This is a genomic window from Gulbenkiania mobilis (assembly GCA_004346645.1).
In the GTDB taxonomy this organism is placed as follows: Bacteria; Pseudomonadota; Gammaproteobacteria; order Burkholderiales; family Chromobacteriaceae; genus Gulbenkiania; species Gulbenkiania mobilis.
The window spans coordinates 206,509-230,778 of record SMDA01000004.1 but is presented as its reverse complement, the minus strand read 5'-3'; the positions used below and the strand labels follow the sequence as shown (position 1 = coordinate 230,778).

At 64.4% G+C, this 24,270-nt stretch carries 31 protein-coding genes and 1 tRNA gene; 22 read left to right on the top strand and 10 right to left on the bottom strand.

Translation table 11 applies throughout. From position 1 onward, the window contains the following. Positions 1-39: 39 nt before the first annotated feature. The 13 genes from hisC to EV669_RS07920 all read left to right on the top strand — a co-directional run bounded on the left by hisC (position 40) and on the right by EV669_RS07920 (position 7,408). On the top strand, positions 40-1,110 hold the full coding sequence (gene hisC, locus EV669_RS07975; protein ID WP_132098351.1) for a histidinol-phosphate transaminase: 1,071 nt from the start codon (positions 40-42) through the stop codon (positions 1,108-1,110). After that, the gene (gene hisB / locus EV669_RS07970; protein WP_404810859.1) at positions 1,035-1,709 is read left to right on the top strand and encodes an imidazoleglycerol-phosphate dehydratase HisB; all 675 of its coding nucleotides are present in this window, start codon (positions 1,035-1,037) and stop codon (positions 1,707-1,709) included. Before hisC ends, hisB begins: the two co-directional genes overlap by 76 nt. Positions 1,710-1,829: 120 nt before the next feature. Then, positions 1,830-2,102, top strand: a complete 273-nt coding sequence (locus EV669_RS07965; protein ID WP_132098350.1) for a VOC family protein — start codon at positions 1,830-1,832, stop codon at positions 2,100-2,102. A gap of 7 nt (positions 2,103-2,109) precedes the next feature. Then, positions 2,110-2,751, top strand: coding sequence for an imidazole glycerol phosphate synthase subunit HisH (hisH, locus tag EV669_RS07960; RefSeq protein WP_132098349.1), 642 nt, complete (start codon positions 2,110-2,112; stop codon positions 2,749-2,751). A gap of 22 nt (positions 2,752-2,773) precedes the next feature. Further along, complete coding sequence (hisA, locus tag EV669_RS07955; RefSeq protein ID WP_054286255.1) at positions 2,774-3,517, top strand: 1-(5-phosphoribosyl)-5-[(5-phosphoribosylamino)methylideneamino]imidazole-4-carboxamide isomerase; 744 nt, start codon at positions 2,774-2,776, stop codon at positions 3,515-3,517. A 56-nt stretch (positions 3,518-3,573) separates the two neighbouring features. After that, entirely contained in the window at positions 3,574-4,341 is a 768-nt protein-coding gene (gene hisF / locus EV669_RS07950; RefSeq protein ID WP_054286254.1) for an imidazole glycerol phosphate synthase subunit HisF, read from the top strand. 87 nt (positions 4,342-4,428) lie between these two features. Beyond that, complete coding sequence (gene hisI, locus EV669_RS14135; protein WP_318271386.1) at positions 4,429-4,821, top strand: phosphoribosyl-AMP cyclohydrolase; 393 nt, start codon at positions 4,429-4,431, stop codon at positions 4,819-4,821. Between the two features lie 72 nt (positions 4,822-4,893). Beyond that, positions 4,894-5,226 carry a phosphoribosyl-ATP diphosphatase gene (locus EV669_RS14130; RefSeq protein ID WP_054286252.1) on the top strand — a complete coding sequence of 111 codons (333 nt, stop codon included), beginning with the start codon at positions 4,894-4,896 and terminating at the stop codon, positions 5,224-5,226. 9 nt (positions 5,227-5,235) lie between these two features. Continuing rightward, on the top strand, positions 5,236-5,559 hold the full coding sequence (locus EV669_RS07940) for a histidine triad nucleotide-binding protein (RefSeq protein WP_054286251.1): 324 nt from the start codon (positions 5,236-5,238) through the stop codon (positions 5,557-5,559). Between the two features lie 48 nt (positions 5,560-5,607). Then, positions 5,608-5,805, top strand: coding sequence for a Sec-independent protein translocase subunit TatA (tatA, locus tag EV669_RS07935; protein WP_054286305.1), 198 nt, complete (start codon positions 5,608-5,610; stop codon positions 5,803-5,805). Between the two features lie 12 nt (positions 5,806-5,817). Continuing rightward, the gene (tatB, locus tag EV669_RS07930) at positions 5,818-6,327 is read left to right on the top strand and encodes a Sec-independent protein translocase protein TatB (protein WP_132098348.1); all 510 of its coding nucleotides are present in this window, start codon (positions 5,818-5,820) and stop codon (positions 6,325-6,327) included. Next, a complete protein-coding gene (gene tatC, locus EV669_RS07925; protein ID WP_054286249.1) occupies positions 6,324-7,055 on the top strand; it encodes a twin-arginine translocase subunit TatC in 732 nt (243 codons plus the stop codon). The genes tatB and tatC overlap by 4 nt, the downstream gene beginning before the upstream one ends. Continuing rightward, a complete protein-coding gene (locus EV669_RS07920; RefSeq protein ID WP_054286248.1) occupies positions 7,052-7,408 on the top strand; it encodes a DUF2069 domain-containing protein in 357 nt (118 codons plus the stop codon). Before tatC ends, EV669_RS07920 begins: the two co-directional genes overlap by 4 nt. Before the next feature lie 79 nt (positions 7,409-7,487). Here the strand turns inward: EV669_RS07920 and EV669_RS07915 are convergent, their stop codons facing one another. The 3 genes from EV669_RS07915 to EV669_RS07905 all read right to left on the bottom strand — a co-directional run bounded on the left by EV669_RS07915 (position 7,488) and on the right by EV669_RS07905 (position 10,044). Next, positions 7,488-8,327, bottom strand: a complete 840-nt coding sequence (locus EV669_RS07915) for a methyl-accepting chemotaxis protein (RefSeq protein WP_165922730.1) — start codon at positions 8,325-8,327, stop codon at positions 7,488-7,490. Positions 8,328-8,368: 41 nt separating this feature from the next. Further along, on the bottom strand, positions 8,369-9,088 hold the full coding sequence (locus EV669_RS07910; RefSeq protein WP_318271368.1) for an MCP four helix bundle domain-containing protein: 720 nt from the start codon (positions 9,086-9,088) through the stop codon (positions 8,369-8,371). A gap of 170 nt (positions 9,089-9,258) precedes the next feature. Next, positions 9,259-10,044 (bottom strand): TatD family hydrolase, encoded by a 786-nt coding sequence (locus EV669_RS07905; RefSeq protein WP_132098345.1) that lies wholly within the window; start codon positions 10,042-10,044, stop codon positions 9,259-9,261. A gap of 208 nt (positions 10,045-10,252) precedes the next feature. Between EV669_RS07905 and EV669_RS07900 the strand changes: the two genes are divergently transcribed. After that, positions 10,253-10,810 carry a type 1 glutamine amidotransferase domain-containing protein gene (locus EV669_RS07900; RefSeq protein WP_054286245.1) on the top strand — a complete coding sequence of 186 codons (558 nt, stop codon included), beginning with the start codon at positions 10,253-10,255 and terminating at the stop codon, positions 10,808-10,810. On the opposite strand, the gene EV669_RS07895 is transcribed toward EV669_RS07900, so the two are convergent. Continuing rightward, positions 10,807-11,457 carry an HAD-IA family hydrolase gene (locus EV669_RS07895; protein WP_055433343.1) on the bottom strand — a complete coding sequence of 217 codons (651 nt, stop codon included), beginning with the start codon at positions 11,455-11,457 and terminating at the stop codon, positions 10,807-10,809. The genes EV669_RS07900 and EV669_RS07895 overlap by 4 nt on opposite strands. 120 nt (positions 11,458-11,577) lie before the next feature. Between EV669_RS07895 and EV669_RS07890 the strand changes: the two genes are divergently transcribed. From EV669_RS07890 to EV669_RS07875, 4 genes are all read left to right on the top strand, one after another. Next, entirely contained in the window at positions 11,578-12,381 is an 804-nt protein-coding gene (locus EV669_RS07890; RefSeq protein ID WP_318271367.1) for an OBAP family protein, read from the top strand. A gap of 506 nt (positions 12,382-12,887) precedes the next feature. Then, entirely contained in the window at positions 12,888-13,853 is a 966-nt protein-coding gene (locus tag EV669_RS07885) for a Calx-beta domain-containing protein (protein WP_132098344.1), read from the top strand. 124 nt (positions 13,854-13,977) lie between these two features. Continuing rightward, entirely contained in the window at positions 13,978-15,642 is a 1,665-nt protein-coding gene (locus EV669_RS07880; protein WP_132098343.1) for an Ig-like domain-containing protein, read from the top strand. A gap of 52 nt (positions 15,643-15,694) precedes the next feature. Continuing rightward, positions 15,695-16,333, top strand: a complete 639-nt coding sequence (locus tag EV669_RS07875) for an outer membrane protein (RefSeq protein ID WP_165922729.1) — start codon at positions 15,695-15,697, stop codon at positions 16,331-16,333. A 218-nt stretch (positions 16,334-16,551) separates the two neighbouring features. Here the strand turns inward: EV669_RS07875 and EV669_RS07870 are convergent. Both EV669_RS07870 and rsmI read right to left on the bottom strand, forming a co-directional pair. Next, positions 16,552-16,636, bottom strand: a tRNA-Leu gene (locus tag EV669_RS07870). A gap of 46 nt (positions 16,637-16,682) precedes the next feature. Next, positions 16,683-17,564, bottom strand: coding sequence for a 16S rRNA (cytidine(1402)-2'-O)-methyltransferase (gene rsmI, locus EV669_RS14125; protein WP_318271366.1), 882 nt, complete (start codon positions 17,562-17,564; stop codon positions 16,683-16,685). A 15-nt stretch (positions 17,565-17,579) separates the two neighbouring features. On the opposite strand from rsmI, the gene EV669_RS14225 reads away from it, so the two are divergent. The 4 genes from EV669_RS14225 to EV669_RS07845 are packed head-to-tail and all read left to right on the top strand — an operon-like array spanning position 17,580 to position 20,267. After that, on the top strand, positions 17,580-18,722 hold the full coding sequence (locus EV669_RS14225) for a penicillin-binding protein activator (RefSeq protein ID WP_165922728.1): 1,143 nt from the start codon (positions 17,580-17,582) through the stop codon (positions 18,720-18,722). A gap of 1 nt (position 18,723) precedes the next feature. Further along, complete coding sequence (locus EV669_RS07855; RefSeq protein ID WP_132098339.1) at positions 18,724-19,059, top strand: YraN family protein; 336 nt, start codon at positions 18,724-18,726, stop codon at positions 19,057-19,059. Between the two features lie 24 nt (positions 19,060-19,083). After that, on the top strand, positions 19,084-19,674 hold the full coding sequence (locus EV669_RS07850; protein ID WP_054286238.1) for a phosphoheptose isomerase: 591 nt from the start codon (positions 19,084-19,086) through the stop codon (positions 19,672-19,674). 2 nt (positions 19,675-19,676) lie between these two features. Further along, positions 19,677-20,267, top strand: a complete 591-nt coding sequence (locus tag EV669_RS07845) for a BON domain-containing protein (RefSeq protein WP_200906473.1) — start codon at positions 19,677-19,679, stop codon at positions 20,265-20,267. Positions 20,268-20,347: 80 nt separating this feature from the next. Here the strand turns inward: EV669_RS07845 and EV669_RS07840 are convergent, their stop codons facing one another. The 4 genes from EV669_RS07840 to EV669_RS07825 form a co-directional block, all read right to left on the bottom strand. Beyond that, positions 20,348-21,553: a sensor domain-containing phosphodiesterase gene (locus EV669_RS07840; protein ID WP_132098338.1), complete on the bottom strand. Its 1,206-nt coding sequence runs from the start codon at positions 21,551-21,553 to the stop codon at positions 20,348-20,350. 162 nt (positions 21,554-21,715) lie between these two features. Beyond that, positions 21,716-22,603, bottom strand: a complete 888-nt coding sequence (locus EV669_RS07835) for a Tim44 domain-containing protein (protein ID WP_055433335.1) — start codon at positions 22,601-22,603, stop codon at positions 21,716-21,718. A gap of 60 nt (positions 22,604-22,663) precedes the next feature. Next, positions 22,664-23,356, bottom strand: a complete 693-nt coding sequence (tsaA, locus tag EV669_RS07830; protein WP_132098337.1) for a tRNA (N6-threonylcarbamoyladenosine(37)-N6)-methyltransferase TrmO — start codon at positions 23,354-23,356, stop codon at positions 22,664-22,666. Between the two features lie 62 nt (positions 23,357-23,418). After that, complete coding sequence (locus tag EV669_RS07825) at positions 23,419-24,171, bottom strand: GNAT family N-acetyltransferase (RefSeq protein ID WP_054287247.1); 753 nt, start codon at positions 24,169-24,171, stop codon at positions 23,419-23,421. Between the last annotated feature and the right edge of the window lie 99 nt (positions 24,172-24,270).

Here is a 24,270-nt window from a genome sequence, read left to right as displayed (position 1 = left end):
CGTGCCCGGGCGGTTTTACGGCCTGCCGGCCCCAAGACAATGAAACGCTCCGCAAACGCGCTGGTCCGCCCCGAAATCGCGGCCCTTCATGCCTACCATGTTCCGGATGCCTCGGGCTTCATCAAGCTCGACGCCATGGAAAATCCCTATTCCCTGCCCGAACCGTTGCGTGCGGAACTGGGCAACCTGTTGGCCGAAGTGGCGATTAACCGCTATCCGGATCCGGCTGGTGGCGGCGTGAAGGAAGCGCTGCGCGAAGCCTTCAACATCCCCCCCGAGGCCGCGCTGCTGCTGGGCAACGGCTCGGACGAAATCATCACCCTCATCACCCAGGCACTCGCCCAGCCTGGCGCCACGCTCCTGGCCTTGGAGCCTTCGTTCGTGATGTACCGGATGAATGCGCTCTTCTCGGGGCTGACGTATGTCGGTGTTCCGCTGCGGCCCGACTTCACGCTGGACCTGCCGGCCACCCTCGAGGCAATCGCTGTGCACCAGCCGGCGGTGGTATTCGTCGCCTACCCGAACAACCCCACCGGTCCCCGTTTCGGGCGTGACGAAGTATTGCGCATCCTGGAGGCGGCGCCCGGTCTGGTAGTGGTCGATGAGGCCTATCAGGCCTTTGCATCCGATAGCCTGATGAACCTGGCCGGCCAGCACGAGAATCTGATCGTGATGCGCACGCTGTCCAAGATCGGTCTTGCCGGACTGCGGCTGGGGTATGCGGCTGGCACCCCGGCCTGGATCGGCGAGATCGACAAGGTGCGCCCGCCCTACAACGTGAACGTCCTGACGCTGGCGGCTGCCCGCTTCGCGCTGGCGCACCGTGAAGTGTTCGACGCACAGGCACACACGCTGTGTGCGGAACGGACACGGTTGGCCGAAGCGCTCGCCGCATTTGCGGGTGTGACCGTATTTCCGTCCGAGGCCAACTTCGTTACTTGTCGCGTGCCGGACGCCCCGGCCCTGTTCGCGCACCTGAAGGCGTCGGGCATCCTGATCAAGTCTCTGCACGGCGCCCACCCGCTCCTTACCCACTGCCTGCGCTTCACTGTGGGCGCGCCGCACGAAAACGACGCCGTCCTGGCGGCGCTTGCCACCTATTTCTGCTGACCACCATGCGCCACGCTACCGTTACCCGTAATACGCTCGAGACCCAGATCACCGTATCGATCAACCTGGACGGCTCCGGGGTAGGTCGCTTTGAAACCGGAGTGCCCTTCCTCGACCACATGATGGACCAGATCGCCCGCCATGGGCTGGTGGACCTGGACGTGAAGGCGGTGGGCGATCTGCACATCGATGCCCACCACACGGTGGAAGACATCGGTATTACCTTGGGGCAGGCCTTCGCCCGGGCCATCGGCGACAAGAAGGGCATTCGCCGCTATGGCCATGCCTACGTGCCTCTGGATGAGGCGCTGTCGCGCGTGGTGATCGACCTCTCCGGTCGGCCGGGGCTGGTGTACAACATCGACTTCACCCGGGCCAGCATCGGCCAGTTTGATGTCGACCTCTTTTCCGAGTTCTTCCATGGCTTCGTCAACCACGCCATGGTGACGCTGCACATCGACAACCTGCGCGGTATCAACAGCCACCACCAGGCCGAAACAGTGTTCAAGGCCTTTGGTCGCGCCCTGCGCATGGCGGTGGAAACGGACCCGCGCATGGCCGACCAGATGCCGTCGACCAAGGGCACGCTGACCGCATGAGCAGGGTCGACCCGGCGCAGCCCGGTCTCAATCCCCTGTGCCTGGCAGGACGTGACCTGCCGGCCAGACTGGCTTTCTGCGACGCTGTGATGCCGCCGCAGCGCCGACTTCCGAGCCTATGTGGCCGGTCGTTACGAGCTGTACCTGAAGGCCAGCCCGCAGCCGGACTGTCCGGGGGAGCGCTGCGTCCCGGGCTTGCAGTATCGGGCCTTCAATGCGCCGGATCGTGCCGCCCTGGATGCGCTACGTGCCCGTCTCCTGCCGCTTTCGGCCGACGTGACCGACCCGCCCGCCGAGTATCCGGCGTACAGTGCGGGCTATTACGCCGTCTTTTTACGGGACTCGAGCGGCATTGCCCTCGAGTTCTGCCACCCTCCCAACATGACCCTCTAGGCAGAGCATGAAAGTCGCTGTCATCGATTACGGCATGGGCAACCTGCATTCGGTGCTCAAGTCGGTGGAGGCCGTCAACGAGCACGGCGCCGAGATCTTCCTGTCGCGCGACCCCGAAGCCATCGTCCGTGCGGACAAGGTGGTGTTTCCGGGGCAGGGCGCCATGCCCGACTGCATGCGCGAGCTGCACGCCTGCGGTCTGGCAGAGGCGGTGCGTGAAACCACGCGCACCAAGCCTTTCTTCGGCATCTGCGTTGGCGCGCAGTTGCTGTTCGACCACAGCGAGGAAGGGGACACGCCGGGCCTGGGTATCTTTCCGGGCGAGGTGGTGCGCTTTCGCGACGGTCTGACCGATGCGGACGGCGAACGGCTGAAGGTGCCCCACATGGGCTGGAACCGTGTGTTTCAGACCCGTCCGCACCCCTTGTTCGCGGGCATCGACGACGGCGAGCGCTTCTACTTCGTGCACAGCTACCACTTCGCGCCCGGCGACCCGGTGCTGACGTTGGCCGAAAGCGAGTACCCCGGACGGTTTTCCTGTATCGTCGGGCGTGGCAACATTTTCGCCACCCAGTTCCACACCGAGAAGAGCCACCGGGCCGGACTTCAGATGATGAAGAACTTCCTGGCCTGGGACGGCAGTGTCTAACCTTTGCTGAACGCTTCGCACCATGCTGCTCATACCCGCTATCGACCTCAAGGACGGTCAATGCGTACGCCTGAAACAGGGCGTGATGGAAGACGCCACTGTCTTTTCCGAAGACCCGGTCAAGGTGGCCGTCCACTGGCGCGACCAAGGCGCCCGCCGCCTGCATCTGGTGGACCTGAACGGTGCCTTTGCCGGCAAGCCGAAGAACCTCGGCGTCATCCGCGACATCCTGGCTGAGGTGGGCGATGACCTGCCGGTGCAGCTGGGTGGCGGCATCCGCGACCTGGACACCATCGAGCAGTACCTCGACATGGGCCTCAAGTACGTCATCATCGGCACCGCCGCGGTGAAGAACCCGGGCTTCCTTCACGATGCCTGCGATGCCTTCCCCGGGCAGGTGATCGTGGGACTGGACGCCAAGGACGGCATGGTGGCGATCGACGGCTGGGCCAAGGTCACCGGCCATAACGTGATCGACCTGGCCAAGCGCTTCGAGGACTATGGCGTCAATTCGGTGATCTATACCGACATCGGCCGCGACGGGATGATGACCGGTGTCAACATCGAAGCCACCGTCAAGCTGGCACAGGCGCTCACCGTGCCGGTGATTGCTTCGGGCGGACTGACCGATCTGGACGACGTGAAGAAGCTGTGCGAAGTGGAGAGTGAAGGCGTAGAAGGGGCGATCACCGGTCGCGCCATCTACGAGGGCAGCCTGGATTTTGCTGCCGCCCAGACCTTGGCCGACGAGCTCTCCGACGCCTGATGAACCCAACTCCAAGGTTGGCCGAACCACTTCGGCCAACCCTTGCGGCTTTGAACATGACACTGGCCAAACGCATTATCCCCTGTCTTGACGTTACCGCTGGACGCGTGGTCAAGGGCGTCAACTTTGTCGGCCTGCGCGATGCCGGCGACCCGGTGGAGATCGCCCGCCGCTACAACGAGCAGGGTGCCGACGAACTGACCTTTCTCGACATCACCGCCAGCTCCGACGACCGCGACCTGATCCTGCACGTGATCGAATCGGTCGCCAATCAGGTGTTCATCCCGCTGACCGTGGGCGGTGGTGTGCGCCAGGTGGCCGATGTGCGCCGGCTGCTCAACGCTGGCGCGGACAAGGTCAGCATCAACACCGCGGCCGTCACCAACCCGGACCTCGTCAAGGAAGCGGCCGACCGCTTCGGCAACCAATGCATCGTGGTGGCGGTGGACGCCAAGGCCGTCACCGACAGCAACGACCGCTGGGAGGTATTTACCCACGGCGGACGCAACCGCACCGGCATTGATGCCGTGGAGTGGGCAGCACGCATGGCCGAGTACGGCGCGGGAGAGATCCTGCTGACCAGCATGGACCGGGACGGTACCAAGATCGGCTTCAACCTGCCGCTGACGCGCGCCGTTTCCGAGGCGGTGCCGGTGCCGGTGATTGCTTCCGGCGGCGTGGGTACGCTGCAGCACCTGGTGGAGGGCGTGCAGGTGGGTAAGGCCGACGCGGTGCTGGCCGCCAGCATTTTCCACTTCGGCGAGTACACCGTGCGCCAGGCCAAGGAAGCGATGCGTGCGGCCGGCATCGAGGTACGGCTGTAGCAGGGGACGTCAGCCTTTTGCCCCCACCATGCGTTATCCGAACGTTAACCCGTGTCCGGCCCGGCCGGACCTTCAACTTTCTAGATGATGAGCACCTCCTGGCTTGATGAAGTGAAATGGGACGGGCAGGGCCTGGTCACGGCCATTGCCCAGGATGCCACCTCCGGCCGCGTGCTGATGGTGGCCTGGATGAACCGTGAATCGCTGCTGCTGACCGCCCAAACCGGCATCGCCCACTATTGGAGCCGCTCGCGCAATCGCCTGTGGAAAAAGGGGGAGGAATCCGGCCATCTGCAGACGGTCAAAGAACTCAGGCTCGATTGCGATGGTGATGTGATCGTGATGCAGATCGAGCAGGCCGGCGGCATCGCCTGCCATACCGGTCGGGAAAGCTGCTTCTACCGTGTGCTGAACGGCGGTGTGTGGGAAACGGTGGATGCGGTGCGCAAGGACCCGGCCTCAATCTACCGCCCGTCCTGAATGGCCAGGCTGTTACAGAATCGCAACAGAAAAGACATATACTTGCCGGATTCCCCACGGAGGGCACCAATCATGATCCAGACCGACCTCTTGACCACGCTGGCCGACACGCTCGAGGCCCGGCGCGAAGCCAGCCCGCAGTCTTCCTATGTGGCGTCGCTGTTCCACAAGGGTGAGGACGCCATCCTGAAGAAGGTGGCCGAGGAGGCTGCCGAAACGCTGATGGCTTCCAAGGATGGCGACAAGCTGCATATCGTACGCGAGGTGGCAGATCTCTGGTTCCATTCGATGGTGCTGCTGGCCTTCCACGGCCTGCGTCCGGAGGACGTGCTGATGGAACTGAAGCGGCGCGAAGGCATTTCCGGTATCGATGAGAAGGCCTCGCGTCCTGCGGAACAAGCCTAAGGAAAAGACATGAGCGACTGCATCTTCTGCAAGATCGTGGCCGGCGAGATTCCTGCCAGCAAGGTGTACGAGGACGACGAGGTGTTCGCCTTCCACGACATCCGGCCGGTAGCACCCGTCCATTTTCTCCTGATCCCCAAGCGGCACGTCGAGTCGCTGGCGCACTGCGGACCGGACGACGAAGCCCTGCTGGGAAGGATGCTGACCCTGGCGCCGCAGCTGGCGCGCGAGCAGGGCTTGGCCGAAGGCTTCAAGACCGGCATCAATACCGGACGCGGAGGCGGGCAGGAGGTCTTCCACCTGCATATCCACGTGTTCGGCCACAAGCACTGATTTTGTAATTATCGGGCGTGTGACGCCCGTCTGATGAGGTAAATGACCATGGGTTCTTTCAGTATCTGGCACTGGCTGATCGTTCTGATCGTTGTACTGCTGATCTTCGGTACCAAGAAGCTGCGCAACATCGGTGAGGATCTGGGCGGCGCCGTGAAGGGTTTCAAACAGGGGATGCGCGAGGATACGCCCCCGCCTGCCAGCAACTCCGGCCGTGTGATCGACGGCGAAGCCGAAAAGAAATAAGCCGGACTCGCCGTGTTCGAAATCAGCTTTGGCGAGATCATGCTCATCAGCGTCGTGGCGCTGGTGGTGCTCGGTCCTGAACGGCTGCCCACGGTGGCGCGCACGCTCGGCGCCCTCGTGGGCCGGGCCCAGCGCTTCGTGGCCAGCGTGAAGGCCGATATGCACCGCGAGGCCAGCCTCGCCGGTCTGGACGGCCTGAAGAACGATATCGTCTCGACGGCGCACGAGTTTCGTGCCTCGCTTGAGAGCGAGATCGACAGCGCTCGCGCCCTACTGCGCGAAGAAGGGCAGATGGTTGAGCAGGAGGCCGAGGCCGTGCGCACCTTGGCCGAAGAAGCCCGCCGGGACGTGGATGCCCTGTCCGACTCGTTGGCCGAACTGGCCGCAGCGGCCGGCAAGACCGAAGCAGCGCCCGCAGCCGCTGAGTCCGCGACCGGTGCTGCGCCAGGCGTGGACGAAAACCAGCTGGACCTCTTCGAACATCCGCCCTCACCGGTAGTTCCGGGGGAGGGGCGGCGATGAACGAACAGCCTCTGGTGGCCCACCTCCTGGAGCTGCGCACCCGCCTGGTGCGGGCGCTGCTCGGCCTGGTGGTGGTGTTTTTGGCGCTCTTCCACTGGTCAGGAACCATCTACCATCTGTTGGCCCAGCCACTGATGGACGTGCTGCCCGCCGGTGCCAGCATGATCGCCACCGACGTTACTGCGCCGTTTTTCGTGCCGCTCAAGGTGACGATGCTGGTAGCGTTCCTGATCTCGCTGCCCAACACGCTCTACCAGGTTTGGGCTTTCGTCGCGCCCGGCCTCTATTCGCACGAGAAGCGGTTGGTGTTGCCGCTGGTCGTGTCCAGCGTGCTGCTGTTCCTGGTGGGGATGGCGTTCGCCTACTTCCTGGTGTTTCCGGTAGTGTTCGGCTTCATGAGTTCGGTCACTCCCGCCGGGGTGTCGATGATGACCGACATCGACAAGTATCTTTCCTTCGTGTTGGGCATGTTCGTCGCCTTCGGCATCACCTTCGAGGTGCCGATCGTCGTCATCGTGCTGGTGCGCATGGGCGTGGTGTCGGTCGAGAAGCTGCGTCAGGGGCGGCCCTACGTGATCGTCGGTGCCTTCGTGGTGGCGGCTGTCGTGACACCGCCAGACGTGCTGTCGCAGATCATGCTGGCCGTTCCCCTGTGGCTGCTGTACGAGGCAGGTATCCTTATGGCCCTTTTCCTGGGGCGTCCGGCCCGTAATCCATCCGCCACATGAAACGCATCTTTCACTGGGGCGCTGCCCTGTCCCTGATTGCACTGATCCTCCTCACCCTGGCCTGGGAGCTGTGGCTGGCCCCCTTGCGCCCGGGTGGTTCGTGGCTGGTGGTCAAGGCCGTCATCCTGCTGGCCCCGCTGATGGGCATCCTGCGCGAGCGGGTGTACACCTACCAGTGGTCCAGCATGTTCATCCTCGGCTATTTCACCGAAGGCATCATGCGTGGCTGGAGCGATACCGGGCTGAGCCAGCAGCTGGCCTGGGCCGAGGTGGGCCTGACGACACTATTCTTCGTGTGCGTGATCCTGTTTGTACGCGCCGAGCGCCTGGACCGGGCTCGGCCCGCACAGTGAGCGTTCCGTGTGTCAAATAAAAAAGCCCCGCCTGCTGGCGGGGCTTTTTCATACCGAGGCGTGAGCCCTGGAGGAGCCCTCAGACGGTAAAGCGGTTGAGATGCTGGTCCAGGTCGGCCGAAAGGCGCTTGAGCTCCTGAGCCAGTGCGCTGGCGCTGGAGACGGCTGCCGAGGTGTTTTCCGTCATTTCTGCGATCTGTTGCACGTTCTGCGCCACGCTCTGGCTGGCCTGGCTCTGTTCGCGGATCGCGTAACCAACCTCGGAAATCTTCTCCAGCGACAGCTCGGAGTAACGACGGATCTGGTCCAGCGCGGTTTCGACCTGGCTGGTGCCCTGCACGCCCGCTTCGATACGGTCGTGGGCTTCGCGCATGTTCTGGTAGGCAGCCTGGGTATCGTTCTGCACCGCGCCAATGCGGCCGGAGATTTCGGCGGTGGCACTGCTGGTGCGTTCGGCAAGCTTGCGTACCTCGTCGGCCACGACAGCGAACCCGCGGCCCATCTCGCCTGCCCGGGCAGCCTCGATGGCGGCATTAAGGGCCAGCAGGTTGGTTTGGTCAGCAATCTCGCGGATCACCTGGACGATAGTGCCGATCTCGCCCGAGCTCTGGTTGAGCCGTTCGATCGTGGAGGCGGCCTCGTTGATGCTGGCAGCGATGCGGCGGATGTCATTGGCGGCCTGGCCGGCCAGCTGGCTGCCGCTCTCGGCCTCGGCTGCCGCCTTGTGCGCCTGCTCCTCCACACCTTCCATGTTGCTGGCCATCACATTGATGCTAACCGTCATCTGCTCGATCGCCGATGCGCTGGCCACTGCCGCCTGCGATTGCACCTGGGCGGACTCCGAAACGTTCTCGCTGACGCGGCTCAGCTTGTCAGCCGAGGCGACCAGGCGGGCGGAACTGCCATGCGACTCGTGCACCAGGGTGCGTACCGTGCCCACTAGCGAACGCAGCGACCCGGCTACCCGGCTACCCGGCCCAGTTCGTTGCTGCCGAACTCGGGGATGTCGGCCGTCAGGTCGCGGGTTTCGGCCAAGCGGTTGCTGGTGGCGGTCAGCGTGCCCAGCGGGCTGCGGATGGAGCGGATGATCGCCAGCGAAAGCAGGACCGCTACCACCAGCATGGTGGCGCCCAGTGTGATCAGCAGCGTACGGCTGCGGTCCGCCGCCGCCCCGATCTGGTCATCCACCTGGTTGGCGGCTTCCTGGGCGCGGTCGGTCAGCCCGCGCAGGCTGGTTTCCAGCGAGCGGATGTTGTCCTTGTAAGGGGTGAAGGCTGCATTGGCCGCCGCAGTGTCGGTGACCTGGCCGCCTTCCACTTGCTGCGTGACGGTGTTGAAGCCCTGCTCGTAGGTGCCCAGCTGGGTCTTGAGCGTGTTCAGCGTGCTGCCAGCCTCCGCGTCCAAGGGATTGACCGCGGCGGCTTCCAGGCTCTTGCGGGTTTCGGCCAGCGAGGTGTCCCACTTCTGCTTGTACTCCTTGCGCTCGCTGGCATTGCCAAGGTTGATGAAATAGTCCTTCTCGTAGCGGCGCAGGTTGCCCGCGTGGTAGCGGGCGTCCACCATGCGGTTGAAGAAAGCCAGATCATGGTCCGTCAGCTCGTTGACGGTGCGTTCGATGGAGGAAAAACCGACCAGGCTCATCACCGTGCTTGCGATTAGGGCCAGGATCCAGAAGCGCAAAGCCGAAGCTGATGCGCGCGGCAATGGAGAAGTTTTTCATGGTTGTCACCGTCAGTTCGTAATGGTTCGGTTGCAGCGTGTTTGTTATCGGTTATGCCCGCCACATGGAATAGGGTTTTTGAAGTGGCGGGGGTACGGCCCTTAACGTAGCGCAAGACAGGTGAATTGCCTCAGTTTTTCCCCAGGGCGCTGAGGGAATTGCGTACAAGGATGCGACAGAGCTTTTCCTCGGTTTCTCCGCGTAAACCGGCCAGCAGTGTAAGGAAGCGCGGCAGATTGGCTGGCGTGTTGGGCTCGGTCTGGGCCCATTCGGGCCGGATGTCCGGGGCATCGGTTTCCAGCACCAGCGCGTCCGCGGGTAGGGTGGCTGCCAGACGGCGAATGCGCTGCGAGCCGCTATAGGTCATGGCGCCCCCAAAGCCCAGCCGGAAGCCCAGCGCGATGAACGCCTCGGCCTGCTGCAGGCTGCCGTTGAAAGCATGCGCGATGCCGCCTTCCACCCGCACCTGGCGCAAGTACTTGAGGACGCGGTCCTGCGCGCGCCGTACGTGCAGGATGACGGGCAGGCCGTGCTGGCGGGCGAGCCTGAGCTGTTCGACGAACAGCCTCTCCTGTCGTGCCGGGTCCAGTCCCGGTTGGTAGAAGTCCAGCCCGATCTCGCCCACTGCATCCGGCCGGTGTAGCGCAAGAGCCCGGTCCAGGTCGTCCAGGTGGCCGTCCAGATGCTGGTCCAGATAAATGGGGTGCAGCCCCAGCGCCACCCAGCAGCCGTAACGCGCCCGCATCGCCAGCGTGCTGGAGAAAGTGGCCTGGCTGACGGCCGGTACCAGAAGCTGGCCCACCCCGGCCGCCCGGGCGGCGCCAACCACCGCGTCGGTGCGGCCTGCGAACTCGGGTGCGTCCAAGTGGCAGTGGGTATCGATCAGGCAACTTTCCGGCACGGTGGTGTCAAACATGGAAAGCCTCAGGCAAATTCAACAAGTGGAACGGTAAGTTTCGCACGGGTGGCAAGAGGAGAGAGAGCGGCCGTTCGCGGCCTGCCGTCGTCGTCGCAAACCGCACGCCTGCGTGCGGACCGACACTGGCGGCTCTGTGCCGGCAGGCAAGGCCTGCCGGCTTTCATCTGCCTGTGGGAGCAGGCGGCTCTTTTTCAGGAGGACAAGCATGCCCGCCATTCAGCAAGCCCGCATTCTCATCATGGCTACCGACGGTTACGAACAGTCGGAGCTGATGGAACCCCTCAAGCAGCTGAAGGCTGCCGGCGCCACGGTGGAGGTGGCCACCCCCGGCGGCAAGCCGATCAAGGGCTGGAAGGACAAAAACTGGGGTGACAGTGTTGAGGCCGACCTCGCGCTGGACGCGGTGGACCCGGCCGCTTACGACGCGCTGGTGTTACCAGGTGGTCAGATCAACCCTGACACGCTGCGTCTGGAGGAGGCAGCGGTCAAGATCGTGAAGGCGTTCGATGCCGCAGGCAAGGTAGTGGCCGCCATTTGCCACGGCCCCATTCTATTGATCGAGGCGGATGTGGTGCGTGGGCGTACCCTGACTTCCTATCCGTCGATCCGTACCGACCTGCGCAATGCCGGGGCCAACTGGAAGGACGAGACCGTCGTGGTTGACAAAGGCCTCGTCACCAGCCGCAACCCGGGTGACCTGGACGCCTTCGTGCGCAAGATCATCGAGGAAGTGGGCGAGAAGCCACACGGCGACCGCCGCTAAGCACTCACGCTTTTCCCTTCTCCCAAGACCAGCGTCAGCAGGTCTTCCGGCCGGGCCAGCCGCGCCACCTGCGGCACCCGGTCGAACCCTTCGGGGGCGGTATAGCCCCACATCACCGGTGCAAAGGCGAAGCCTGCCTCGGCGGCCGCTTCCGCATCGCGTATCTCGTCTCCCACGCACAGCACTTCGGAGTTCGGGCCTGCACCGCATGCGCGGGCAGCCTTGCGCAGCCGGGCAGCCTTGCCATACAGCGAGGCGCCGCAAGCGAAGTGGCGCATGTGTCCCGACAGCGGCCCCAGAATGCGTCGGATGCTCGTCTCGCTGTTGGAGCTGACGATGGCCAGCTGCACACCTTCTTCGGCCAACCTTTCCAGTACCGGGGCAATGCCGTCGAACAGACGGATGCTGCCGGCTTCCACACCCATCAGCCGTCGCCCCTCTGCCATCACACGTGGAATCTTCCACAAGGGCAGCCCGGTGTGCGCCACCACTTCGCGGGCGCTGGCGCCCCGCATCGTGGCTAGCTGGGCCGCATCCAGCGGCCGGAAGGCAAATTGCTCTGCCAGTTGGTTGAACACGCGCAGGAAACACGCAAAGGAGTCGGCAAGCGTGCCGTCGAAGTCCAGCAGGATGTAGCGGTAGCGCATGACAGGGCTCCAGGAAGCGGGGGCAACAGCCTAAGCGATCGGCATGAAAAAGCAAACCTTCGCCAAGGCACGCCCCGGCCTTTACCCCTTCTTATACCCCCTCTTACAAAGGATAGGACGATGACACGCTGGAACTATGTTTTTGGTGCAATGACCGTGGTGGCGTGCCTGACAGCCACCCATGCGCTGGCCGACGAGGCGGTCCGGCCCAAGGTGGCGCCGGTGGGCAGCCCCAAGACCGCAAAGACCCAAGTGCTGGAGGCGGGTGCCAAGGTGCTTCAGGGCAATGCTCCGCTCAAGGGATTCGACGTGTATCTGGTGGGCTTTCACCCGATGAAGGCGCAACCGGAACACCAGATGGAAGCTCATCACTACTGCCACCAGATGAACGAGGATTTTGCCCAGTGCGTGCTGTTTGACAGCAACACGGCCAACGCCAACATGAACGGCGTGGAATACATCATCTCCGAGAAACTATTCGAATCCCTGCCGGAGGACGAGAAGAAGTACTGGCACCCCCACAACGGCGAGATTCTCTCAGGTCAGCTGCAGGCCCCCGGCCTGCCACGCGTGGCCGAGAAGGCGCTGATGCGGACCAAAATCAACAGCTATGGTAAGACCTGGCACGTGTGGAACACCGGCCATGAGGGCATGGCAGCTGACAAGCTGCCGCTGGGCGACCCGATGCTGGCCTGGTCGTTCAACCGCGACGGCGAGGCGATGCCTGGCCTTGTGGAAAAGCGTGATCGCCGCATGAGGCTGAGCACACCGGAGGCACGCAAGGACCGGGCCGACCTCGTGCCTTTGGCCAAGCCCCAGTCTGGTGTGGACGCGCTCAAGGGCGGATTCAAGCGCCCTACGCGCGATCTGCCCGGCGTAACGGACAAACGCAGCGCACTGTCCAGCCCGCCTGTCAAACCCTAAGCCTTTCGTCCCGCCTGTCCCGTAACGCTGGGCACGGGCGGGGTTTTGAAACATGCGTTTCATGAACAAATTCAATGCATTATTTAGTTTTTAGCAATTGACGCAAAAAGATCACACCAAAGAGCATAAAACGCTTATTTAATACATGCTTTCTGGCTAATTTTTCTGGGCGTATAGTCTGCGCCCTTTCTTCCCTGAACAATCCGTGGTCGTAAGGATGGACGATGCCCTGCGCGGGCGTCCTGGCGAAATTCAGGCCCCACAAGGCTTCCTGTAGAGCCCGCCGTGGCCACAGTGGCGGTAATAGCCGCCGGGAGCAGCCAGACAAGGCTGCCTGTGTGTCCAGACTTGTTGCAGGTTTTTTCATGGGGGAGGCAAAAGTGTAAATCTTTTGCTCCCGGGCGATTGAATCAAATTTATCTTTGCAGACCGCACGTCGGCGCCCGGGACAGGCGCATCAGGCAGGACAGGCCGGCCGGGCTCTACGACGACAAGGGATCACCTTGTTGGCCACTACCACCGTATCGGTCTCCTTCTCCAACGGTTTTGTCGGGGATGCCACCAAGAACAACGAAGCGAGCAACAGCGCCTACCTGACATCGCTGGGGTGGTCCAATTTCCAGTTCGTGCAGACCACCAACAACGGGCTGTTCGGCGGGACCCAGGGCAACGACTATTCGGGCACCATCCTGATCACCGATGCGGCCAACGTGCAGCACCGCATCGATGGCGTGATCAACTGGCGCGCGCCCAGCGGCAACGTCTCGACGATGGTGTTCTACGCCACCGGCGCCTCGCACACCCTGGCCACCACCACTGGCACCTACTTCATCGACCCGTACACCGAGACCAACGGTGATCCCCACAGCTTCATCGGTCTGACCTTCAACGGCCAGACGCTGGCGATTAGTGGCGGCAAGGTCACCGGCAACGCGGCCACAACCGGGCTGCTGGACACCCTTAACACTTATCTGGCCAACCAACCGCAACTGACCGTCAGCGATGTCACGGTCAACGAGGATGGCGGGTATGCCACGCTGACGGTGGCCCTCAGCAAGGCCAGCACCGACACGGTGACGGTCAAGTACACCACCCAGCCGGGCACGGCCACTGCGGGCAGCGATTACACCGCCACCAGTGGCACCCTGACCTTCAGCCCCGGCCAGACCACCAAGACTGTTCAGATCGCCATCACTGACGACGCCTTGGCCGAAGGCGATGAAACCTTCTCGCTGGTGCTGTCCGACAGCAGCTTTGCCGCCATTACCGACAACACGGGCGTAATCACCATCCGCGACAATGACGTCACGCAGAGCGTCACCGGCATCAGCGTCGGCCCGGCAGTGACCGAAGGCGCCAACCTCGTCTATACCGTCGCCCTCAACGTGCCCAGCCCCACTCCGGTCGAATTACACCCTTGGCCGAAGCGGCACGGCCGGCGCCAGCGACTACGGCACGCTGATCCTCGGTAGTGGCGCCTCGTGGAAAGATAACGACCCGTCGCAGGGCAAGATCGTCGTTGCGGCGGGCACCACCAGCTTCACCATCACCGCCCCGACGGTTGACGACACCGAGATCGAGAACAGCGAAACGCTGGTGCTTACTTTGGGTGGCAAGAGTGCGGTGGGCACCATCAACGACAACGACAAGGTGCCTTTCGGGGCTGATCTCGATCCTCGGACTGATAACGGCTCCAGCAACACCGACAAGATCACCAGCATCATCCAGCCAGAATTTACCCTTAGCGGTGGCCCGCTGGTACGCGGTGGAACGGTGCAATTGGTGGATTCGCAGGGCCGGGTGACCGGCACGACCGCCATTACGGCAGCCGATGTGACCGCAGGCCAGGTCAACGTGAAAACCGTGCCTCTGGATGATGGGGTCTACACTTTCCAGGCGCGGATCCTGGATGCCAGCGGACAGGTGAAGGCTCAGGCGCCCGTCACTGTCACTATCGTCACCGACCGTGATGGGGTGATGCCCTCGGTGGAGCGGGCGGCATACAACGGCGACTTCAACCGCGATGGCATTGCAGACTGGGAACAGAACAATGTGGCCCAGCTGCCCCTTGCCTCGATCAGTGCCTATCTGGCTGGTAAATACGCGCCTCAGCAGTCGTTCGGGGCGATCATGGCCGGCACCGTGGATGCCCTGCATCCGGGTACGTCCGTTCAGCTTACTTCCAATGCCCAGTTGGCCGACCTTAAGGTAACGGCAGCGCCCGCTCCCTTGCCTGCCAATACGGTGGCGGCCACGCCCATGCTGCATTTCACCGTCACCGCGCAGACCGGGCTGCAGCCCTTGTCCGACATGGACCCGACCCGCCCCGGGCTGCAGACACGAGTGGTCATCGATCTGCCAGCAGGTGGTGTCAAAGCCAACGATTTCTTCAAGTGGAACCCTGTCAGCAAGACTTGGTACAGCTTCCTGGATGATCAGCGGCTGGATACCTTCGATAACGGAGCCACGCTGCTGGACCTAAACGGGGACGGCAAGATCGACCGTGTGGTGGTCACCCTGACCGACGGCGGCCCCGGGGATGAGGACGGGCTGGTCAACGGGACGATTGTCGATCCGGGGATGCTTGTCTTCCAAAACCTGCCACCTGCTCCGCCAGCCGCTACACCCGTCTTCAGCATTCGTATGGCTAGTGGCGACCGCTACTACACCACCAGCGCGGCAGACGCCGCCCGCATGGCGCAGGGAACCGGCAACGTGCTAGAAGGGGCACGCTTCGATTCGCTTGAGGGCGCAGGCAGCCAGCACTTCAACGCGTATTACCAACCCTTCACCAAGGACTGGTACTTTGCGGCAGATGGGCAGCCAATGCCTTATGCATGCTATCAGCGTGCCGACGGGGCCGGATTCAATGCCGCTCTGCCGGGGCAGGGAAGTGGCGCGGCCTTCCATCTCGATCAGAACGCTCAGGGACTGACGCAACTGGTGACGGTCGCCGAAGCCGCCAGTCTGGGGCTGGCCGGACAGGGCTACAGCGACAAGGGGGTCAAATTCAGCACCACCACCTCCAGCGCCTTCGTGTTCGATGCTGAGGGCTATCTGGTGGCCAACCGGAGCAACGCCTCGGTGGCGGCCTTGGTGCAGACACTGGCCGGCCAGTACCACGCCACCTCCGAGGCCGGCTTCGTGGAGGTGGTGGAGCAGCACTATCTGGCACAGGTTACCCTGGTTGGCATTCCCCACGGCAGCGCAGCCAGTGCCGCTGACCTGAATGCCGCGTTCGGAACCCACTTCGGTGGCTGATCAGGCGCGACATTTGCCCGCATTTGCCCTGTTTGCCCATGGAGCCCCGACAATGTCCCGTTCTCTGATTCTGGCCGCAGCCGCCGGTTTGTTCGCATCCTCGGTAGCATTTGCTGCCGAGCCTGCCCCGTACCTGGGGGCGCATCTTGGCACGAACCTGCTGGACCACTGGCCGGCACGGGTGGATTTCGGTGGGGTAACTGCCAGTGGTGAGGCAGCACTCGACAGCGGGCTGCACGGCGGGCTGATGCTCGGTCGGCAGACCGAGCACGCCCGTTTCGAGATGGAATACCAACGGGGTGCGATAGAGCTCAATAGCCTGAAGCTAGGGCCACTCAATCGGTCCGCCGATGGCACGGGCCATTACGACGCGGTCACCGTCAACGCCTACCGCACCCACGACTTCAATGAACGGTGGTCGGCATTTGCCGGGGCGGGCATTGGCTGGGGGAAGGTGCGCATGCCTTCGGGCCGGCTGGAGGGATGCGAATGCTTCGCCAGCGCATCGGAGAGCGGCCTGGTCTATCAGGGCAGGATAGGGGTGGAGTATCGACTTGCCCGCGCTCACAGCGCATTTGCCCAGTACAGCCTGTTGCGTCTGCCAGGCGCCAGCGGTGGCGGTACGCCCCAGGTGGCCTATGAAGACCGCACTATCGGTAGTGTCACTGTCGGTTACCGCATGCTGTTCTAACGTGGCAGTCGGATTGAGAGGGGAGCCGGAGGTGTTGGCGACCTCTTTCGCTTCTCCCGCTGCAGGCAGTCTGCGGAGGCCGCGGTTTGAGGGGCGTAGTCACCCGCCTGCCATAAGCTCGATTCAGGCTGGCGGTACGGTTCTGCGGTGGCCCGCTCTAAAAGCTTTCGAAACGCAAAAGGCGACAGGGTCGTTGAGACCTGTCGCCTTTCTTGATGTGGTGCCCAGGGTCGGACTCGAACCGACACGCCTTGCAGCGGGGGATTTTGAGTCCCCTGCGTCTACCGATTTCGCCACCTGGGCAGAGGAAGCGATTATAGCCAGCCTTGGCCAAGGCTGGCAAATCGGCTCAGCGTTCCGCCTTCAGTGCCAAGGCCGCATCGTAGAGCGCCTTGCGGTTCTCGCCGGTGATTTCGGCAGTGAGCGTCGCCGCCTGCTTGGTGGGCAGTTCGGCGGCGAGGATGCGCAGCACACGCAGCGCCTCCTCCGGCAGGGCAGGCGTGTCGCTGGCAGCAGCAGGGCGCACGCCGGCGATCACCAGAACGATCTCGCCACGGGTCTGGTTGGGGTCGCCCTTGACCCAGTCCAGCAATCCCCCGGCCGGTAGCTGGCGCAGGGTTTCGAAAGCCTTGGTCAGTTCCCGCGCCAGCAGCACGGGACGTTCCGGGCCTAGCACCTCCACCAGGTCGGTCAGAGTGTCTACCAGGCGGTGTGGTGCCTCGTAGCAGACGGTGGCATGCGGGGCGGCGACCAGTTCTGTCAGCACCTTGCGTCGCTCGCCGCTCTTGGGCGGAAGAAAACCGTAAAAGGCGAAGCGTTCGTCCGGAACACCACTGGCCGACAGCGCGGCGATCACGGCCGAGGCTCCCGGAACCGGGCTGACCGGATGTCCTGCCCGGTGCACCACCTCGGCCAGCCGCGCGCCCGGATCGGATACGGCGGGGGTGCCTGCGTCGGAAACCTGCACCACGATCTTGCCTTCGGCCAACCATGCCACCACCTGTTCTGCCATGCTGCGCTCATTGTGCTCGCGCAGGCTGACCAGGCGCCGGGCATGGATGCCGTAGGCCTTGAGCAACTGTCCGGTCACCCGGGTGTCTTCGGCGCACACCACGTCGGCCGCCGAGAGCGCCGCCAGCGCGCGCAGCGTGATATCGGCCAGATTTCCAATGGGCGTGGCCACCACATATAATGTGCCGCGACAGAAACTTTCCCGGGCGGAATCAAGCAAGTGAGGGAACGACGTATGCAAAGATGGGCCCCGCTGGTGATGGTCGTGTTGACGGCCTGGCTGGGGACAGCACAGGCGCAGAGCGAATATATCATTCAACAGAACGCCGCGCCGCTGCAGCCGCTTGGCACGCGTGCCGCTCCGGCTCCACGATCCGCGCCCGTTCCGACCCCGGCGCCGGCCGCTCAGCTGCCGGCGATGCCCGCTGCGCCGGCAACCACGGCCCGTCCTGGGGCGCGTCCCCTGCGTATCGGTTTGCTGCTGCCTACCGATTCCAAGCGTCTGGGCGAGGCGGCCGCCGTGGTGCGCAGCGGATTCGAGGCCGCCGCCGCGGTGGAACAGAATGCCGAAGTGGTGCGCCTGGACGCCGATGAGGACAGCGTGGCCGCGCGCTACCGCGAAGCGGTGACAGGACGCATGGATGTGGTGGTCGGGCCGCTGACCCGTGAAGGCATCGCTGCCGTGGCCCCCCATGCCACGGTGCCCACGCTGGCGCTCAACACGCTGGACCCCGCCATTGTGCCCAATCCGAAACTCTTCAGCCTTTCGCTCAATGTGGAGGGCGAAGCCCGCCAACTAGCACGGCTGATGCGGGACGATGGTCGGGCTCGCCCGCTGGTGGTGGTGGACGAAACCGGCCTGGCGCGTCGCATCCAGCAGGCGTTTTCCGCCGAGTGGGGTGGCGCCTCCGGGCGTGCGGTGACGGTGGTGGATGTCACCCGGCAGGGCGAGGAGGCTGTCTTGGCCGCGGCCGGTACGGCAGACGCGGTGCTGCTGGCCGTCGACAGCGACAAGGCGCCGGGTGTGCGCCGTCTGCTGCCGGCCGAACTGGCGGCCTACGGCACCTCGCAATTGCACACGCTGCGCCCGGATCCCGCCCTCAACGGCGTGCGCATCATCGACATGCCATGGTTCGTAATGGCGGACCATCCGGCGGTCAAACGCTATCCGCGCCCGACCAGTGCACTGACCATGCCGTCGGAACGACTGTACGCGCTGGGCATCGATGCCTACCGGCTGGCAGTACAGCTGGGGCAGACACGGGGCGCTTCGGCCAACCTGCGACTGAACGGTGTGACCGGTGACCTGCGGCTGGCGCGCGACCGCCAATTCGAACGCACCCAGCCGCTGGTCGTGATCGGCAGCGAGACGCCCTGAGATGAAGGCCTTGGGCGACGCCGCCGAGCAGCGTGCGCTGAGGTTTCTGGAATCGCGAGGGCTGACGCTGGTCGAACGCAACTGGCGCTGCCGCGGAGGGGAGCTGGACCTGATCCTGCGGGAGGGCCCGGTGTGGGTCTTCGTTGAGGTGCGCCACCGTAGCCATGCGCAGTACGGTGGTGCTGCAGAAAGCATCACCCCGACCAAATGCCGCCGGCTGATGCTGGCGGCCGAACTCTACCTGGCCAGACACGGCATCGATGCCCCGTGCCGCTTCGATGCGGTGCTGATGGGGCCGGACGGAATGCCGGTCTGGCTGAAGAACATCCTGGGCTGACCCCGGGACACGCAAAGGACAAACATGGATCTGATCGCGCGCGTACAAGGGCACTTCCTCGAAAGCATCTCCGCCAAGGAGCAGGCCATGGAGCTGCTGTCGCCGCTGGTGGCCGCCGCCGCCGAACGCATGGTGGCGTGCCTGATGAACGAGGGCAAGGTACTCGCCTGCGGCAACGGCGGCTCGGCTGCCGATGCCCAGCACTTTGCCGCCGAGATGGTGGGCCGCTTCGAGAAAGAGCGTCCTGGCCTTGCCGCCATCTCGCTGGCTACCGACACCTCCGCACTCACCGCCATCGGCAACGACTACGACTTCGACATGGTGTTCTCCAAGCAGGTGCGTGCCTTGGGGCATGCGGGTGACCTGCTGCTGGCCCTGTCCACCTCGGGCAATTCGGCCAACGTGATCGAGGCCATCTATGCGGCGCACGAACGCGGCATGCAGGTGATTGCCCTCACCGGCAAGGACGGCGGCAAGATCGCCGACCTGCTCTCGCCGGAGGACATTCACCTCAACGTGCCGGTCAGCCGTACCGCCCGCATCCAGGAAGTGCACATTCTGCTGATCCACGCACTGTGCGATGCGCTGGACTACATGCTGCTGGGAGGGGAATGACCATGCGCCGCCGCACCCTCACTGTCGTGCTGATGGCCGCTGCGCTCTCCTCCTCCCTGAGTGCGTGCTTCCCCCTTCTGGCGACCGGGGCGGTGGGCGCCACGATGGTGGCCACCGACCGCCGTACCAGCGGTGCCTATGTGGACGATCAGGGCATCGAGATCAAGGCACGCCATCAGGTGGAAAGCCGCCTGCCTTCGGCCCATGTCAACATCACCAGCTATAACCGTGCGGTACTGATGACGGGCGAGGTGCCCAGCGAGGCGGCCCGGGCCGAGGCAGAGTTGATCGTGCGTGGCGTGCCCAACGTGCGCAAGGTCTACAACCACACCGTGGTGGCGCCTGCCTCGGGCATCACCGAGCGTAACCAGGACACGTGGATCACCACCAAGATCCGCACCAACCTGCTCAACGCGCAGGGCTTCAACCCCTCGCACGTGAAAGTGGTCACCGAGCGGGGCGTTACCTATGTCTTCGGCCTGGTCACGCAGGCGGAAGGCGAGGCGGCAGCCGCGGCGGTCAGCCGCACCGCAGGGGTGCAGAAAGTGGTGACGCTGTTCGAATACATCGCGGAAGTGCAGCCAGCCAGCTGAGCCGGTGTAGTCTGTGAAAAGCCCGCGCAGGAGCGATCCGCGCGGGCTTTTCCATGGCTATCTGGGTTGGCCGAAGGGGATCAGTGTGTGCGTGGGGCAAGCACGTCGGCACACAGCACATGCAACGCCTCGTCGATCTCGATCGCCATCGACAGGGTGACGCAGCTGCGGGTGTCGGTCATGGACAGGTAGGGCTCGCTCATGTACAGCACGCCAGGCTGGTCGATAGCGTGCTGGAAATAGGCCCGGCGCGACCACACCGCCCCGGTGGTGTCCGCCAGCGGTGAGAATTTCGGATGGCTGGTAGGGGGGGCATGGAAGGTATCGAGGTTGCGGCCGATCTGGCGCCCCTCGCCGTCCAGCAAGAAGCAGCGGATCGCATCCGGCAGCGCCAGCACCGGCGTGGCGGCCTGGGCGAAGGGCGTGCCCTGCATCAGCGAGATGGCCGTCTGCACGAAGGCCTGCCGGGCGATCTCCACCTGCCGGCGGGTGATCTTGCGCTTGAGCAGGTCCCGGACCATCAATTCGTCCCAGCGTGCATCGATCCGCGGAGTGATCAGCACATCGCTGTCGGGCTCGGCACCTGGCCGGCCGATGAAGTAGCCCTGCACCAGGTCGCAGCCGGACTCCAACGCTACCAGCACGTCGGTTTCGGTCTCGATGCCTTCTTCCACTACCAGTGCACCGATTTCGTGCATCAGGTGCACCAGTCTGGACAGCAGGTTGCGGGTGCGCGGCTGCGTCACCGCGCTGCGAAGCAGGTGACGGTCGAATTTCACCAGATCGGGCTCCAGCTGGCAGACACGGTCCAGGTTGGAGTGGCCGACGCCGAAATCGTCGATCGCAATCAGGAAGCCCGCCTCCTTGACCCGGCGCACCCCCTCGATCAGCCGCTCGTCCACTTCCAGTACATGCTCCAGCACTTCCAGCACCACATTGGACGGTGCCAGCCCAGCCTGCTTCAGGGTGGCAATCAGTGCCTCGGCCGCTTCTGGTGTGGCCAGCGAGCTGGCATCGATGTTGAGAAACAGCCAGCACTGCTCGGCCTGCCGGGCAGCGAAGCGGGCGGCATGGGCTGCACACACCGACAGGTCGAAGGCGTGGCGCTCGGCCAGGCCGCTGGTGCGCGCATAGGCTTCAAGCGGGGCTAGCGGCGTGTCATCCAGCCGTGCCCGCAATAATGCCTCGAGGCCGACGGTTCTCCGGTGCGCCAGGCTGTAGATCGGCTGGAAATGACTGTCCAGCTGCAAGCCGGCGGAAACGGAAGGGGATGACGGGGACGACATGGGGTTCTCCTGGGTGCGGCGTAAGCCGCCGGGGTCGGACGGGGGCAAAGCAAGCCCTGTTCCAGTTTAGTCCAATGCGGGCCACCGCAGCCAAGTCCGCCGTGTCTGGCAAAGAAAAAGCCACCGCGCAGGCGGTGGCTTGGAAGAGGGCGGACAGAAGGGTCAGGCTTGCTGGATACCCGCCAGCAGCCAGCGGCTGCTACCGTTGGCGTCCTTGACATAGTGCCAGGTTTCGGTGAACGGTACCGTGGGGGCGTTCACTTCCTCGCTCACCATGCCGGTGAAGCGCACGCTGGCGACGTGACGGCCATTTTCCTGCACGCTTTCAAGCAGTTGGCAGTCCAGTTGCGGAAAGTCGGCCACCGCCGAGTTGGAGGCGATGTCGGCGCGCAGGTCCTCGAACAGTTCGGGCGTCATGTAGCGGCGCACTTCTTCCAGGCTTTCGGGCGTGTTCAGGCTCTGCAGGTGCAGGAAGGTTGCCTTGGCCTGGCGCAGGAAATGCGGCACTTCGGTACCGTCGGTCAGGCGGCCTTGCTGCACGGCCGGTTGGGCCGCCATGCCTCCGCCGTAGGGGGCTCCGCTGCCACCCACCTTCGGAATCGGCGGGAACTGGGTGGGTGCCGCCATGCGCGCAGCCCCGCCTGCCATCGCCGCGGTGGCCTGGCGCTGCGAGCGGCGGAAGAACATCAGCGCGCCGCCGACCAGCAAGGCCATCAGGGCGATCGTCCCCCACGGAAATCCGGACCCGGCCGGCTGGCCGGACGGGGCAGACGCATGGTTGTCGTTCATGGCATTGCCCAACATATAGCCAGCCGCCGCACCGGCGGCACCGGCTGCGATGGCGGTGCCCACACCGGGCCCGCGCGAAGGCTGGGCCGGCTGCGGTGCCGGGGCGGCCGGGCGGGCAGGGATGGTCATCGGCTGGGTGGGCGCAGAGCGTTGCATGCCTGCACTGCGTCCTTTGCCCATCCGGGCCGCTTCGGCCAACGGGGCAGCCAGCAGGGCTGCCAGGCTCAGGGTCAGTAGGGCCGCACGGGCGCGTTGCATCATGGTCTTCTCTCTCTGTGGCAAAAAGGGTTTGCAGTGTCGATACGACAGCCTGCGTCTGTCTTAGTTCTGTCCGGCCAGGCCGATTTCAAGCACTTCGGCCTCGCCCCCTGCGATGCGGAAGCGGACATTGCGATCGTGCAGCAGCATGCCGTACACCCGCTCGGGTTCGTCCTGATACGCCGGGCGTGGGTCCTGTGCGAGCACTTCTTCCACCAAGGGCACAAACCAGGGCGGCAGGCAGGCGGCCTGCGCACGCGCGGCAGGATGCCAGCGTACCGCCAGGGTGGGCGGCGGGCCGTCTACAAAACCACTGCGGGCTTCCGGCTGGGATTCCACGAACGGAATGTAGGGCTTGATGTCGAGAATGGGCGTGCCGTGTAGCAGGTCGGCCCCCTTCAGGTGCAGCACCACGCCTTGGTTGCAGTCGATGCCTGCGAGCTCCACCAGCGACAGGCCGATCGGGTTGGGCCGGTGGGGGGACCGGGTGGCGAACACCCCCATGCGAGTATTGCCGCCCAGCCGGGGGGGGCGTACCAAAGGCTGCCAGCCGCGTGCGGCGGTAGCATGGAAGACGAAGGTCAGCCACAGGTGCGAGAACGTTTCCAGCCCTCGTACCGCCTCGGGTAAGTCGTAGGGCGGCAGCAGCCGCAGGGACACTGGCGCGGATGGTGCCAGCGAGGGTTGACGCGGGATGCCGAATTTCTCCCGATAGGGCGATTCGATCACCCCCACGCTTTCGAAAGTAAAGGTCATGGCCGCATTGTAGCGGCCTGCGGCGCCCGGTCGGAACCGGCCTTCGGCCAACCTTGTCCAGGTCAGCCGGAGAAGTGGCGATTGTAGCGGTCGGTGAGGCGGGCCATCGGCAGCAACATGAAGAAGTCGGCGCAGTTGAAGTCGGGGTCCCAGGCAGGTTGGCCGCAGATGTAGGCGCCGGCACGCAGATAGCCCTTGATGAGGGGGGGCGGCGCCACGGGGGCTTCGTCGTCGAGCACGCCTGCCAGAGGAAGCGGCAAATGCGGTGTCACGTGCCACTCAGGAGGCGCGAGGTGTTCGCGGGCCAGCTGGCGGTACAGGCTCGCGGCCTGCCGTCCGCCGTCGCCCAGGCTGACGCTGGCGCAGCCAGCCAGGTAATCACCTCCCTTGTCGCGCACATAGGCGGCCAGGCCCGACCAGAGCAGCGCAATCACCGCGCCTGAGCGGTAGTCGCGATGGACGCACGAACGACCCACCTCGATCAGCCTGTCGCGTAGCGGCGCCAGCCGCGAGAGGTCGAACTCGTGCTCGGAGTACAGGCTGGGCATCAGGCATGCGGCCTCCGGCGGCAGCATGCGATAGGTGCCCACGATCTCGCCGGCAGGGTTCTCCACCACCAAGTGGTCGCACACATCGTCGTAGTCGTCGGTGTCGATGCCGAGGTTGGCCGAAGCGAGCTGGGCGCCCATCTCCTCGCCAAACACCTGAAAGCGCAGCCTCAGCGCGCGCTCGACATCGTGGCGGCCCTCGGCCAGCCGTACCGTCAGACGCTCGCGCCGTGCGGGCGCGACACGCGGTTGCAGTAGCTCTTGCATGGTCATCCTCCCGTGGAAGCTGGCGCCATGCTAAGCCCGGTTGTTGACGGGCGCGTGTCGGGTCGATGACGCTGCCATGACAAGGGTGGCCAAGGTGCG